10 protein-coding genes and 3 pseudogenes are annotated in these 14,428 nt (G+C 64.4%); 11 read left to right on the top strand and 2 right to left on the bottom strand.

The genetic code is table 11. The features are described from left to right. The 8 genes and pseudogenes from HU729_RS13825 to yghU all read left to right on the top strand — a co-directional run. A pseudogene (locus HU729_RS13825) lies at positions 1-256 on the top strand (bifunctional 3,4-dihydroxy-2-butanone-4-phosphate synthase/GTP cyclohydrolase II); the annotation flags it as partial. 222 nt (positions 257-478) lie between these two features. Next, a complete protein-coding gene (locus tag HU729_RS13830; RefSeq protein WP_186664244.1) occupies positions 479-1,504 on the top strand; it encodes an ABC transporter substrate-binding protein in 1,026 nt (341 codons plus the stop codon). A gap of 8 nt (positions 1,505-1,512) precedes the next feature. Then, a complete protein-coding gene (locus HU729_RS13835; protein ID WP_306109880.1) occupies positions 1,513-2,418 on the top strand; it encodes an ABC transporter permease in 906 nt (301 codons plus the stop codon). Between the two features lie 6 nt (positions 2,419-2,424). Beyond that, positions 2,425-3,234 carry an ABC transporter permease gene (locus HU729_RS13840; protein WP_186664240.1) on the top strand — a complete coding sequence of 270 codons (810 nt, stop codon included), beginning with the start codon at positions 2,425-2,427 and terminating at the stop codon, positions 3,232-3,234. Between the two features lie 18 nt (positions 3,235-3,252). Next, complete coding sequence (locus tag HU729_RS13845; RefSeq protein ID WP_186710552.1) at positions 3,253-4,401, top strand: ABC transporter ATP-binding protein; 1,149 nt, start codon at positions 3,253-3,255, stop codon at positions 4,399-4,401. 331 nt (positions 4,402-4,732) lie between these two features. Further along, a pseudogene (locus HU729_RS13850) lies at positions 4,733-5,173 on the top strand (helix-turn-helix domain-containing protein); the annotation flags it as partial. A gap of 375 nt (positions 5,174-5,548) precedes the next feature. Continuing rightward, a pseudogene (locus HU729_RS13855) lies at positions 5,549-5,821 on the top strand (NAD(P)/FAD-dependent oxidoreductase); the annotation flags it as partial. Between the two features lie 276 nt (positions 5,822-6,097). Continuing rightward, positions 6,098-6,937 (top strand): glutathione-dependent disulfide-bond oxidoreductase, encoded by an 840-nt coding sequence (yghU, locus tag HU729_RS13860; protein WP_186710554.1) that lies wholly within the window; start codon positions 6,098-6,100, stop codon positions 6,935-6,937. A 37-nt stretch (positions 6,938-6,974) separates the two neighbouring features. Here yghU and betT read toward each other — a convergent pair whose 3' ends face one another. Then, on the bottom strand, positions 6,975-8,945 hold the full coding sequence (gene betT / locus HU729_RS13865; RefSeq protein WP_186710555.1) for a choline BCCT transporter BetT: 1,971 nt from the start codon (positions 8,943-8,945) through the stop codon (positions 6,975-6,977). 250 nt (positions 8,946-9,195) lie between these two features. Here betT and HU729_RS13870 point away from each other — a divergent pair, with 250 nt between their 5' ends. The 3 genes from HU729_RS13870 (at position 9,196) to HU729_RS13880 (ending at position 12,609) form a co-directional block, all read left to right on the top strand. Beyond that, positions 9,196-10,899, top strand: coding sequence for an amidase (locus HU729_RS13870; RefSeq protein WP_186710556.1), 1,704 nt, complete (start codon positions 9,196-9,198; stop codon positions 10,897-10,899). A 79-nt stretch (positions 10,900-10,978) separates the two neighbouring features. Continuing rightward, positions 10,979-11,683 (top strand): PAS domain-containing protein, encoded by a 705-nt coding sequence (locus tag HU729_RS13875; protein WP_186710557.1) that lies wholly within the window; start codon positions 10,979-10,981, stop codon positions 11,681-11,683. Positions 11,684-11,697: 14 nt separating this feature from the next. After that, positions 11,698-12,609: a pyridoxal-phosphate dependent enzyme gene (locus HU729_RS13880; RefSeq protein WP_186664230.1), complete on the top strand. Its 912-nt coding sequence runs from the start codon at positions 11,698-11,700 to the stop codon at positions 12,607-12,609. Positions 12,610-12,670: 61 nt separating this feature from the next. Here HU729_RS13880 and HU729_RS13885 read toward each other — a convergent pair whose 3' ends face one another. Beyond that, the gene (locus HU729_RS13885; RefSeq protein ID WP_186664228.1) at positions 12,671-14,347 is read right to left on the bottom strand and encodes an MFS transporter; all 1,677 of its coding nucleotides are present in this window, start codon (positions 14,345-14,347) and stop codon (positions 12,671-12,673) included. Positions 14,348-14,428 lie beyond the last annotated feature (81 nt).

Raw genomic sequence — 14,428 nt, forward strand, 5'->3', positions numbered from 1 at the left:
CCCCGGGGTGGTGGTGGTCCTTGCCAACCACGAATCGTCCCAGGCCCTGCTCGAACGCGTGCCACAACTCACCCAGCCGCAGCGCCCCTACCAGCGCGGACAGTCGAAGGTGTATTCGGAGGTGGGCACCGGCGCCCAGATCCTGCAGGACTTGGGCGTGGGCAAGCTGCGCCATCTTGGCCCACCGCTCAAGTACGCGGGGTTGGCGGGGTATGAGCTGGAGGTGGTGCAGAGTATTCCCTTCCAAGAGCACTGATCCTGGCGGGGCCACATCCATCACAGCAGGATGACTGGTACCACCGAAGTCTTGCCAAAAGCTTGGAATACCATAATATGATATCCCGTAGACCTTAAATCTGCCGGCCACACCTACAATCACACAACGGCCACGAACCACCTGAAATAGCTGCTCCCGAACACAGTTGGCGGGCGCGACAAAAGCCCCGCCTCGAATAACAAAAGCAACGAGGGCGTAACCATGCTGTTGAGCAAACGAGTCACCGCTGTGCTGTCCGCAAGCCTGCTAGCCCTGGCCTGCCAGGCCACCCAGGCCGCCGACAGCCTCAACTTCGTCAGTTGGGGCGGCACCACCCAGGACGCCCAGAAACAGGCATGGGCCGACCCCTTCAGCAAGAGCAGCAACATCAAGGTCGTACAGGATGGCCCGACCGACTACGGCAAGCTCAAGGCCATGGTCGAAAGCGGCAACGTGCAATGGGATGTGGTCGATGTCGAAGCCGACTTCGCCCTGCGGGCCGCCAGCGAAGGCCTGCTCGAACCCCTCGACTTCTCCACCATCCAGCGTGATCGCATCGACCCGCGCTTCGTCTCAGACCATGGCGTCGGCTCGTTCTTCTTCTCCTTCGTGCTCGGCTACAACGAGGGCAAGCTCGGCGCCAACAAGCCGGTCGACTGGAGCGCGCTGTTCGACACCAAGACCTACCCCGGCAAGCGCGCGCTGTACAAGTGGCCGAGCCCCGGCGTGCTCGAGCTGGCCCTGCTCGCCGACGGCGTGCCTGCCGACAAGCTCTACCCGCTGGACCTGGACCGCGCCTTCAAGAAACTCGACACCATCAAGAAAGACATCGTCTGGTGGGGCGGCGGTGCCCAGTCGCAACAGTTGCTGGCCTCTGGTGAAGCAGCACTCGGGCAGTTCTGGAACGGCCGCGTCTATGCCCTGCAGCAGGACGGCGCCCCGGTGGGCGTGAGCTGGAAGCAGAATCTGGTCATGGCCGACTTTCTGGTCATCCCCAAAGGTGCCAAGAACAAGGACGCGGCCATGAAGTTCCTGGCCAACGCCAGCAGCGCCAAGGGCCAGGCCGACTTCGCCAACCTTACCGCCTACGCCCCGGTCAACCTCGACAGCGTGGCCGAACTCGACAAGAAACTCGCACCCAACCTGCCAACCGCCTATGCCCAGGACCAGGTGACCCTCGACTTCGCCTACTGGGCCAAGAACGGCCAGGCAATCGCCGCGCGCTGGAATGAGTGGTTGGTCAAATGAAAGTCGCCATCAACGCCCTGCACAACGCTCAAGGTGCTGACCCCGGCACCGGCGCCCCACGCGCGGCGGTGCGCCGACCGCCGCTGAGCCAGCGCTGGCGTGGCAGCCGCAACCTGCTGCCGGCCTTGCTGTTCCTCGGCCTCTTCTTCTTCGCGCCATTGATCGGCCTGCTGCTGCGCGGGGTGCTGGAGCCGGTGCCAGGGCTGGGCAACTACGAGCAACTGTTCGCCAACTCAGCCTACGCCCGAGTGCTGTTCAACACCTTCTCGGTGGCGGGCCTGGTGACCGTGATCAGCGTGTTGCTGGGCTTTCCGCTGGCCTGGGCGATCACCCTGGTGCCTCGCGGCTGGGGTCGCTGGCTGCTGAACATCGTGCTGCTGTCGATGTGGACCAGCCTCCTGGCCCGCACCTACTCCTGGCTGGTGCTGCTGCAGGGCTCGGGGGTGATCAACAAGCTGCTGATGGCGCTGGGCATCATCGATGCGCCGCTGGAGATGGTGCACAACCTCACGGGCGTGGTGATCGGCATGAGCTACATCATGATCCCGTTCATCGTGCTGCCACTGCAGGCGACCATGCAGGCCATCGACCCGATGGTGCTGCAGGCCGGCTCGATCTGCGGCGCCAGCCCCTGGACCAACTTCTGGAAGGTGTTCATCCCGTTGTGCCGCTCAGGCTTGTTCTCGGGTGCACTGATGGTGTTCGTGATGTCGCTCGGTTACTACGTCACCCCGGCATTGCTGGGCGGTGCGCAGAACATGATGCTGCCCGAGTTCATCATCCAGCAGGTGCAGTCGTTCCTGAACTGGGGCCTGGCCAGCGCCGCCGCGGCATTGCTGGTGGTCATAACCCTGGTGCTCTTCTACCTGTACCTGAAGCTGCAGCCGGAATCCCCGGTCGGCAATGCGAGGTAATTCTTCATGCTCCTGTCCCCCAACGCCATGGGTCGCCCGCTGCGCACGGGCCTGTACCTGACCACCGGGATCATCGCCGCCTTCCTGCTGCTGCCGGTGGTGTTCATCGTCCTGCTGTCGTTCGGCTCCTCTCAGTGGCTGGTGTTCCCGCCTCCCGGCTGGACCTTCAAATGGTACGACCAGTTCTTCTCCAACCCCGAGTGGATGGACGCCGCGCTGGCCAGCCTCAAGGTTGCCGTACTGACCACCTTCGCCGCCGTGGCCCTGGGCCTGCCGACCGCCTTCGCCCTGGTACGCGGGCGCTTTCCCGGACGCGAGCTGCTCTACGGCCTGTTCACCATGCCGATGATCGTGCCCCTGGTGATCATCGCGGTCGCGGTCTACGCGCTGTTCCTGAAGCTGGGCTACACCGGCACGCTGTTCGCCTTCGTGGTCAGCCACGTGATCGTCGCCCTGCCCTTTACCATCATCTCGATCATCAACTCGCTGAAGCTGTTCGACCAATCGATCGAGGATGCTGCGGTGATCTGCGGCGCTTCGCGGCTGCAGGCGATCGTCAAGGTGACTTTCCCGGCCATCCGCCCGGGCATGATCGCCGGCGGCCTGTTCGCCTTCCTGGTCTCGTGGGATGAGGTGGTGCTCAGCGTGATGATGGCCAGCCCCGACCTGCAGACCCTGCCGGTGAAGATGTGGACCACCCTGCGCCAGGACCTGAGCCCGGTGATCGCCGTGGCCTCGACGCTGCTGATCGGCCTGTCGATCCTGGTCATGTTCATCGCCAGCGCCCTGCGCCGTCGCAACGAAACCAACGCCTGAGTGCCGGAGACAACAATAATGAGTGCAGTCATCAAAGAAGCCGCGCACGGCAAGACCCTGGTCACCCTGCGCAACCTGAACAAGCACTACGGCGACTTCGCCGCGGTCGACAACATCAGCCTGGACATCCAGGACGGCGAATTCCTCACCTTCCTCGGCTCCAGCGGCTCGGGCAAGTCCACCACCCTGTCGATGCTGGCCGGCTTCGAGACCCCCAGCAGCGGCGAGATTCTGGTCGAAGGCCGCTCGCTGGTGAACGTGCCGCCGCACAAGCGTGACATCGGCATGGTGTTCCAACGCTACTCGCTGTTCCCGCACCTGAGCGTGCGCGACAACATCGCCTTCCCGCTGGCCATCCGCAAGCTGGGCAGCGCCGAGATCGCCAAGCGCGTCGACGCCATGCTCAAGCTGGTGCAACTGGAAACCTTCGCACACCGGCGCCCGGCCCAGCTCTCCGGCGGCCAGCAACAGCGCGTGGCGATCGCCCGGGCGCTGGTTTACGAGCCGCGCATCCTGCTGATGGACGAGCCCCTCGGTGCCCTGGACAAAAAGCTGCGCGAAGATCTGCAGGACGAGTTGCGCCAGTTGCACCGGCGCCTGGGCATCACCATCGTCTACGTCACTCATGACCAGGAAGAAGCGATGCGCCTGTCCCAGCGCATCGCTATCTTCAGCCACGGCAAGATCGTCGGCCTGGGCAGCGGTTACGACCTCTACCAGAACCCACCCAACGCCTTCGTCGCCTCGTTCCTGGGTAACTCCAACTTCCTCCGGGTCACCGCCAGCAGCCATGGCGCGGCGGCGTTCGAGGGCCAGTCGCTGGCCATTCGCCTGACCTCAGGGCTGGCCGCGGGCCAGGATGCACTGATCATGGTCCGCCCGGAAAAGGCCCTGGCGCTGAGCACCGAGCAGGCGACCCGCGAGCCGCTGCCCGCTGGCTGGAACGAGGTGAACGCCAAGGTCGGCGAAGTCTTGTTCCTTGGCGAAAGCCAGACCTGCCAAGTGGTGACGGCAGGCGGTACAGAAATGACGGTCAAGGCGCTGTCGGCGGCGGGCATGCCGATGCAGCCGGGCGATACGGTCAAGGTACGCTGGGCGGTGGCCGATGCCTGCGTGTACACCGAGTGGGCCGAGAGTGACCTGAGCAAGGCTGCCGGCGCACACTGACAGGCCTCTTCGCAGCAAGCCCGCTCTCTGTAGGAGCGAGCTTGCTCGCGAAGAGAGCGACACCACCCTGCGCCCCTCAACCCGGCAACCGATACCGCTCGGCAAAGAACTGCCGGCCTCCAGCGGTGGCAGCCACGTCATCGTGCAGATGCAAGGTGCCGACGGGCGCCAGTTCAGCAATGCCTACTCACTGATGAGCGATCCGCAGCGCACGGCTGGTGCTGAACCTGCAAGGCACGCCACCCGGCAGCTCGGCACCGCGGCCTCGCTCGCGGTGCAGTACCATGTAGACGTCCTTCCTGCGTCGACATGCCCATGACCCATCCCGCCAGCGCGGGAGCTGGTGGTATTTCTCAAGCGGCCCGGCGGCCAGACCAAATTCAGCGAACTGCTGAAGGCCCAGGGCGAAGACAGCGGCGCCTTCGAAGCCTTGCACCTATGGCTCAACGACAACCTGGGCGACCCGCGCCTGAGCGTCGAACGCCTGGCGGAGCAGGCGAACATGAGCCTGCGCAACTTCACCCGGGTGTACAAGCAGAAGACAAGGCGAACTCCCGCCAAGACCCTCGAGCTGTTTCGCGTGGAAGCCGCGCGCCGCCTGCTGGAGAACTCGGCGCAGCGGATCGAGCAGATCGCCCGCCTGTGCGGCTTCGGTAACGAAGAAAGGCTGCGCCTGGCGTTTCAGCGCCACCTGCAGGTCAGCCCGCGCGACTATCGCGCCCGTTTCGCACGTAGCGTGCCCCTGGCCGAAATCCAGGGATCTTTGACCTAGGGTCTGTATGAAAAGCCTTGAGACGAAGGTCAGGCAAGGCGAAAACAGCCGAGGAAGCGGAGTTTACGGGTTGTAAATGAGCATTCCGAGGCTGTTTTCAACGCAGCATCACCGAGTATCAAGGTTTTTCATACAGAGCCTAGGGCCTGCCCGGCAGCGCACGTAGCATCGCCGTGACAAATCGAGCCTTGCGGCTACGCCTGTCGGGCCACGGCCGTGCGCCGACGGGAAGCCTTATCATCGACTTCGGCCAGTCAGGCGAACCGCACTGCGCCGCCAGCCGTTCGAGCGCCCCTTCCTGCGTCACCGCATGCCGTGCCCGTTTCCGACAACACCCATAATTTGCGGTATCCGGAATTTTCCAGGAGCACAACGATGAAACAGATCCTGATCCTCGGCGCAGGCTTTGCCGGCCTCTGGAGCGCCCTGGGCGCTGCGCGCCAGCTCGACCTGCACGGACGCGACGACGTCCAGATCACGGTGCTCGCACCACAGGCCGAGCTGCACATCCGCCCACGCTTCTACGAGCCTGACGTTCACCAGATGGCTGCCCCGTTGCAGGCGCTGTTCGACGCAGTAAACGTGCGCTCCGTACAAGGCACGGCCCACCACATCGATGAGGCAGGCCAGCGCGTCGGCTATCGCAGCGCAGATGGCAGCGAGGCGACCCTGGCCTAAGCATCTGGATCTACCCACCTGCGGCCGAACGCGCGGCCGCCCTCGCCGCAGCCGACCCCTTGATCCCTGTGGCCTGATGCAGCCCGCTGCGCGTCTGCAAGCCGCTGGCAGACGCGCAGCGGTTATAACCCCTGCGCAATACTTCACTTCCCTTGACCACTTCTCCTGCCCTAGTCTTGGCCAATCGCACCCTGATCGCATCAGGCGATCGCAATGGGATCGAAGACCATCAGGAGATTTAATCGGATGAGCAGCAGCCCCTACGTCCCACCGAAGGTCTGGAAAAACGACGCCGCAGCCGGCGGCCAGTTCGCCAACATCAACCGCCCGATCGCCGGCCCCACCCACGACAAGCACCTGCCCGTCGGCAAGCATCCCCTGCAACTCTACTCGCTGGCCACGCCCAACGGCGTCAAGGTCACGGTCCTGCTCGAAGAGCTGCTGGCTCTGGGGCACAGCGGCGCTGAATACGACGCCTGGCTGATCCGCATTGGTGATGGCGACCAGTTCTCCAGCGGCTTCGTCGAGGTCAATCCGAATTCCAAGATCCCGGCCCTGCTCGACCGCAGTGTCGAACCGCCGGTGCGGGTGTTCGAGTCCGGTTCGATCCTGCTACACCTGGCGGAAAAGTTCGGTGCCTTCCTGCCGAAAGACCCAGCCGCCCGCGTCGAAAGCCTGAACTGGCTGTTCTGGCAGATGGGCTCGGCGCCTTACCTGGGCGGTGGTTTCGGCCACTTCTATGTGTATGCGCCGGAGAAAATCGAGTACGCCATCAACCGCTTCACCATGGAAGCCAAGCGTCAGCTCGACGTGCTCGAGCGACGCCTGGCGGTGAGCCGTTACCTGGGTGGCGACGAATACAGCATCGCCGACATCGCCGTATGGCCGTGGTACGGGCAGCTGGTGCGCGGCAACCTGTACGGCGCGGCCGAATTCCTGGCGGTGGACGAATATCCGCACGTGCAGCGCTGGGCCGAAGAGATCGCCCAGCGCCCGGCCGTGCAGCGCGGCACCCGGGTCAACCGCACCTGGGGCGATGAGGCCAGCCAGGTGCCGGAGCGGCATTCAGCGGCCGACCTGGATTGAGCTCGACGTCGTGGCGCCCGCTTCGCGGGCGCCCGGCTCAACGCACCAGGTGCAGGAAGTGCAGGTGCCGTTCAAAGTGGTCGAGAATGTCGCCGATCACTTCGTCCTTCGACCAGCCCATCACATCGTGGTCCTGGCCACCTTCACGCAAATGTACTTCGGCACGGAAGTACTTGCGCTCCTCCCCGGCGGCATCGCTCAGGACGAAGCTGGGCATGGCATAGGCGCGTGGACGAATCTCGTAGACGAACACCTCATCGCTCGGCCCTACCTTGAGCGTCACTCGGCCACCCTCGCCTTCCTCTACACTGCATTCATACCCCTGGCGACGCCACTCCTCGGCCACCGATTGACAGGCCGGCAGCGCTACGTCAGCGATGAAGCGCTGCACATGTGAACGGCGCGGGAACATCGCCAGGGTGCGCAGACGTCGCTGCCAGTTGCCCGCAGCACGCGAAGCGGTCGGCGAGATAGCCAGCGCCTGGTAGCGCAGGTCACGCTTGGTGGCGTCGAGTTTGAGCGCCTTGAGCAGCCCGCGCATGCTCAGCAGCAACGCCAGGGTAAACGGCAGCGCACTGGCGATGGTCGCGGTCTGCAGCGCCTTGAGGCCGTCGGCCAGCAGCAGTGCGATGGCGACGATGCCCATGCTCGAGGCCCAGAAGATCCTCTGGCGGATCGGTGTGCCCTCCTTGCCGCCGGAGGCCAGCATGTCCACCACCATCGCGCCGGTATCGGCCGAGGTGACGAAGAACACCACCACCATCACCACCGCCAGGGTGCTGATGATGCTGGCGAAGGGGAAATGCTCGAGGAAGGCGAACAGTGCAAGCGACGTATCCTGCTCCACCGCCGCGGCCAGGTCGGTCAACCCCTCGTCAAGGATCATGTGGATCGCTGTATTGCCGAACACCGTCATCCACAGCAGGGTGAACGCAGTCGGCACCAGCAGCACGCCGGTAACGAATTCACGGATGGTGCGCCCGCGCGAGATGCGCGCGATGAACAGCCCGACGAAGGGCGACCAGGCCAGCCACCAGCCCCAATAGAACAGGGTCCAGCCACCAATCCAGTCGGTGGGCTGGTAGGCATAGAGGTTGAGGGTACGGCTGACGATCTCGCTCAGGTAGCCGCCGGTGTTCTGCACGAAGGTCTGCAGGATCAGTACGGTGGGGCCCAGCAGCATGACCATCAGCAACAGCAGCACGGCCAGGCCCAGGTTGAGTTCGGAGAGGCGACGAATGCCCTTGTCCAGCCCGGACATCACCGAAAGGGTGGCCAGGAAGGTGGTGCCGATGATCAGCGCGATCTGGATAGGAGTGGATACCGGCACGCCGAACAGCGCATTGAGCCCGGTGTTGATCTGCGACACGCCAAAGCCCAGTGAGGTGGCCACGCCGAACACCGTGCCGATGATCGCAAAGATGTCGACCGCGTGCCCCAGTGGCCCGTGGATGCGCTCGCCGATCAGCGGGTAGAGTGCCGAACGCAGGGTCAGCGGCAAGCCATGGCGATAGCTGAAATAGGCCAGGATCAGCGCGACGATGGCGTAGATCGCCCAGGCATGCAGGCCCCAGTGGAAGAAGGTAATGCGCATCGCCTCACCGGCAGCCAGCACCGTCCCGCCCTCGCCAATGGGCGGTTTGAGAAAGTGCATGACCGGCTCGGCGACACCGAAGAACATCAGGCCGATGCCCATGCCTGCGGAGAACAGCATGGCGAACCAGGTGGCGTTGTTGTAGTCGGGGGTGCTGTGGTCGGGGCCGAGCTTGATATCGCCATAGCGGCTGACACCCAGAAACACCACGGTGCCGAGAATCAGCGCCACCCCGAGAATGTAGAACCAGCTGACATTGCCGATGATCCAGCCCTGAATCTGCGCGAACAGCGCCTGGGCATGGGCCTGGAACACACTGGCGTACAGCACCAGGATCAGCAGCAGGATCGAGGAAATCCAGAAAACCGGTGGGTTGATGGTGGGCTTGCGAGGTTGTTCGGGCGAACTTGCCATGTACGGGTAATCTCCATCAGGGCGCTTAATGCGCACGGTTAGCTACGACAAACGGTAGACGCTGATGGTTTTGCCCGTCGTGACATATCGGATGTTTCTGAATCTTTCAGAACATGCCCCCACGCCGCACGCCCGCCTGCCGGCACATGCCGTGCTGCAAACAGGTTTTTCCCTGGTGCAAACCTGCGCCCGCGCAGGGCTTCTTGTACACTCGCCTGCATAAAATCCACCTGTACATTTTGGTGACAGCATGATCGAGGTAACCGAGGTTTCCATTGCCGAGCTGCGCAACGCGCTCGAGTCCGGCCGCACGACGGCGGTCGAACTGGTCAAGGCCTACCTGGCCCGCATCGACGCCTACGATGGAGCCGACACCGCCACCGCGCTGAACGCCGTCGTGGTGCGCAACCCCGAAGCGCTCAAGGAGGCCGAGGCCTCCGACGCCCGCCGCGCTGCCGGCACCACCCTGGGCCCGCTGGACGGCATCCCCTACACCGCCAAGGACAGCTACCTGGTCAAGGGCCTGACCGCCGCCTCCGGCAGCCCGGCATTCGAGCACCTGGTCGCCCAGCGCGATGCCTTCACCGTCGAGCGCCTGCGTGCTGGCGGCGCGATCTGCCTGGGCAAGACCAATATGCCGCCCATGGCCAACGGCGGCATGCAGCGGGGCGTCTACGGCCGCGCCGAAAGCCCGTACAACGCCGCCTACCTCACCGCGCCCTTCGCCTCCGGTTCCTCCAACGGCGCCGGTACCGCCACTGCGGCGAGCTACAGCGCCTTCGGCCTGGCCGAGGAAACCTGGTCCAGCGGTCGTGGACCTGCTTCGAACAACGGCCTGTGCGCCTACACCCCGTCGCGTGGGGTGATCTCGGTGCGCGGCAACTGGCCGCTCACGCCAACCATGGATGTGGTCGTGCCGTACGCACGGACCATGGCCGACCTGCTGGAAATTCTCGACGTGGTGGTGGCCGACGACGCCGACACCCGTGGCGACCTATGGCGCATGCAACCCTGGGTGCCGATCCCGGCAGCCTCGAGCGTGCGCCCGGCCAGTTACCTCGACCTCGCCGTCGGCGCCGGCGCGCTCAAGGGCAAGCGCTTTGCCGTACCGCGCATGTACATCAATGCCGACGCCGAGGCCGGCACGTCGGAAAAACCAGGCATCGGTGGCCCGACCGGACAGCGCATCAACACCCGCGCCAGCGTCATCGACCTCTGGGAGCAAGCCCGCAAGGCGCTGGAGGCGGCAGGCGCCGAAGTGGTGGAAACCGACTTCCCGCTGGTCTCCAACTGCGAGGGGGATCGCCCGGGCGCACCGACCGTGTACAACCGCGGCATCGTCAGCAAGGAATTCCTGCATGACGAGCTGTGGGAGTTGTCCGGCTGGGCCTTCGACGATTTCCTGCGCGCCAACGACGACCCCAAGCTCAACCGCCTGGCTGACGTCGACGGGCCGAAGATCTTCCCGCACGATCCGGGCACCCTGCCCAACCGCGAGGACGACCTGGCAGCCGGCATGGACGAATACGTCAACATGGCCAAGCGTGGCCTCAAGTCCTGGGACCAGATCGCGACTGTCCCGGATGGCCTGCGCGGCCTGGAGCAGACGCGCAAGATGGACCTGGAAGACTGGATGGACGAGCACAAGCTGGACGCAGTGCTGTTCCCCACCGTCGCCGATGTCGGCCCGGCCGATGCCGATATCAACCCGGCCTCGGCAGACATCGCCTGGAGCAACGGGATCTGGGTCGCCAATGGCAACCTGGCGATCCGTCACCTGGGTGTGCCGACAGTGACCGTGCCGATGGGCGTGATGGCCGACGTCGGCATGCCGGTGGGCCTGACCTTCGCTGGGCGAGCCTATGACGACAATGCCCTGCTGCGCTTTGCCGCAGGTTTCGAAGCCACTGGCTCGCGCCGGGTGATTCCACCGCGCACTCCGGCGCTAGGTTAAAGGCCCGAAGGCAATCCACACTCGCCAGATTCAACTATTTGTGTAAAATTCAACACACTTAAGAATCTGGCGATTCCCCATGCCCTCGCTTCCCCTCCAGCAAGAACGCCATCTCACCCTCACCGTTCTCAAGGCGGCACTTCAGGCCTTGGGCAGCGTTGCGCCGCGCAACCTGGAAATCCTCCTGCACGACCTGGACAATCCCAAGCACTCGGTGATCGCCATCGTCAACGGCCATCTTTCGGGCCGTCGGGTGGGCAGCCCGATCCTCGCCGCACCAGAACAGGACCAAGGCTTCAAGGCACTGATGCACGCCGGCCGTACTCAGGACGGCTGCGAGCCGGTGGTGCTGCCGGACTACCCCACCACCCTCAAGGGACGCACGCTGCGCAGTGCCACGGCAATCTTCCGTGACAGCAGCGGCCACCCGTTCGCAAGCCTGTGCGTGAACACCGACATCACCGGCCTCGATGCGGCCATGGCCTTCCTCCAGCACTTTCAGCCGTTCGGCGCCCTCCCAGACACATCCCCGCCCCGCGAGGCGGCCGACATGACGCTGCTGATGAGCGAGATCATTCAGGACTCGCTGCAGCGCTCGGGCCGGGGGCGGATGAACAAGCAAGCCAAGGTCGAGGCTGTGCGGGTGATGCAGGAACGCGGCTTGTTCATCGTCAAAGGTGGCGTCGAGAAGGCGGCCGACGCTCTGGGCGTGACCCGCTACACCATCTACAACTACCTGGAGCAGCTGCGCGGCGATGCCACGCCGGCTGCCCGCGAACGCTGAATGCGGAGCCCACCATGACCTTGCATGTCCAGACCCCTCTGATCGAATCCCGCCCGCTGTCACTGGCCGCCGGCCCTACCCTGTGGCTCAAGCTCGAGGCCCTGCAGCCCTCGGGCTCGTTCAAGCTGCGCGGCGTGGGCCACGCCTGCGAAGTGCACCATGCGCGTGGCGCCCGGCACTTCGTGTCGTCGTCCGGTGGCAACGCCGGCCTCGCCGTGGCCTATGCCGGGCGCAAGCTCGGCGTGCCGGTGACCGTAGTGGTGCCGGAAACCACCAGCGCGCGCGCCATCGAACTGCTGAAGCTCGAAGACGCCCAGGTCGTGGTCAAAGGTAGTTCGTGGCAAGAAGCCAACCAGCATGCGCAAGGCTTGCTGGGCGCGGGTGATGCGTTCATCCATCCGTTCGACGACCCGCTGCTGTGGACCGGACATGCCAGCATGATCGACGAAGTCGCCCAGGCCGGGCTCAAACCCGATGCCGTGGTGCTGTCGGTCGGCGGCGGCGGTTTGCTCAGTGGCGTGGTCGAAGGGCTCAAGCGCAATGGCTGGCACGACGTGCCCGTTCTGGCGGTGGAAACCGAAGGCGCCGCATCACTGCATGCCGCCATCACCGCGGGCCATCCGGTGGAACTGCCGGCCATCAACTCCGTGGCCACCTCGCTGGGCGCCAAGCGTGTGGCGGACCAGGCACTGGCCTGCGCGCAGCACCATCCGTTGCACAGCGAACAGGTATCCGATCGTGCGGCGCTCCAGGCCTGCGAGCGCTTTCTGCACGATCACCGGATCCTGGTAGAGCCTGCCTGCGGGGCAGCGTTGGCCCTGGCCTACGCACCTGGGCGGCTGGCGCACTACAACAAGGTGCTGATGATCGTCTGCGGTGGCGCCACCGCCACGCTGGAGCAGATTCACGACTGGCTGGCAGCCTGAAGAAGGCCTGTGACTGCAAAACAAGGCCACTCCTGCAAGATCTGCAGGAGTGGCCGGTTCTTCAGGCGTGATTGATATCCCGGTCCTTGGTCTCAGGCAGGAAGAAGATACCCAGCACCGCAGTCATCACCGCGATGACGATCGGGTACCACAGCCCATAGTAGATATCCCCGGTGGCCGCCACCATGGCAAAGGCCACTGTCGGCAGGAAACCGCCGAACCAGCCATTGCCGATGTGGTAAGGCAGCGACATCGAGGTGTAGCGGATACGCGCCGGGAACAGCTCCACCAGCCAGGCAGCGATGGGGCCGTAGACCATGGTCACGTAGATCACCAGGATGGTCAGCAGCAACAGCACCATCGGGTAGTGGATCTTCGCCGGGTCAGCCTTTTCGGGGTAGCCGGCCTCCTTCAGTGCGCCGGTCAGGGTCGCGGTGAACGCATCGCCCTGGGCCTTGAGCTCGGCCGCCGCCAAGCCTGTGCCCTCGAAGCTTGGAATGACCCGTTCGCCGATACGCACCTGCGCCACACTGCCGGGCTCTGCACGTTCGTTTTCATAGGGGGTGGCGCGCTTGGCCAGCAGGCTCTTGGCGATATCGCAGGAACTGGTGAATTTCGCCTTGCCCACGGGATCGAACTGGAACGAGCACTGCGCCGGGTCGGCAATCACCACCACCGGGTTCTGCTCCTGGGCGACGAACACATCCGGGTTGCCGTACTCGGTCAGGCCCTTGAAGATCGGGAAGTAGGTGAGCGCGGCAATGATGCAGCCCGCCATGATGATCTTCTTGCGCCCGATACGATCAGACAGGCTGCCGAACAGGATGAAGAACGGCGTACCGATCAATAGCGAGCCTGCGATCAGCAGGTTGGCGGTCTGAGGGTCGATCTTCAGGGTCTGCAGCAAGAAGAACAGCGCATAGAATTGCCCGGTGTACCACACCACGGCCTGGCCGGCGGTGCCGCCCAGCAGCGACATGAGCACCACCTTGAGGTTATCCCAGCGCGCGAAGGATTCGGTCAGCGGCGCCTTGGACGCCTTGCCCTCGGCCTTCATCTTCAGGAACACCGGCGACTCGTTGAGCTGCATGCGGATGTACACCGAAATCACCAGCAGCAGGATCGAGATCAGGAACGGGATCCGCCAGCCCCAGGCTTCGAACGCTTCGGTGCCCATCACCGTGCGGCAGGTCAGGATCACCAGCAGCGACAGGAACAGGCCCAGTGTCGCGGTGGTCTGGATCCACGAGGTGAAAAAGCCACGCTTGCCGGGCGGTGCATGCTCAGCCACGTAGGTCGCCGCGCCACCGTACTCGCCGCCCAGCGCCAGGCCTTGCAGCAGCCGCAGGGTGATGAGAATGATCGGCGCCGCCACGCCGATGCTGGCGTAGCTGGGCAATATCCCGACCACGGCAGTGGACAGGCCCATGATGATGATGGTGATGAGGAAGGTGTGCTTGCGCCCGATCATGTCGCCGAGACGGCCGAACACGATGGCCCCGAACGGCCGCACGGCAAAGCCTGCGGCAAACGCCAGCAAGGCGAAGATAAACGAGGTGGTTTCATTGACGCCGGCGAAGAAGTGCTTGGCGATGATCGCCGCCAGCGAGCCGTAAAGGTAAAAGTCGTACCACTCGAACACGGTGCCCAGGGACGAGGCGAAGATGACCTTGCGCTCCTCCCGACTGATGCCGCGTTGGGGCGCGCTGCCCGTCGATGTGCTGTCGATTGCCGCCATGGGTTGCCTCCGTCGTGTTCTTGTCAGGCCGGAGCACCTCAAAAGAAACAGCATCGCACCCTGGCCCCGGGTCTAAGCAGG

The organism is Pseudomonas sp. RW10S2 (genome assembly GCF_014268985.1).
Classification (GTDB): domain Bacteria; phylum Pseudomonadota; class Gammaproteobacteria; order Pseudomonadales; family Pseudomonadaceae; genus Aquipseudomonas; species Aquipseudomonas wayambapalatensis.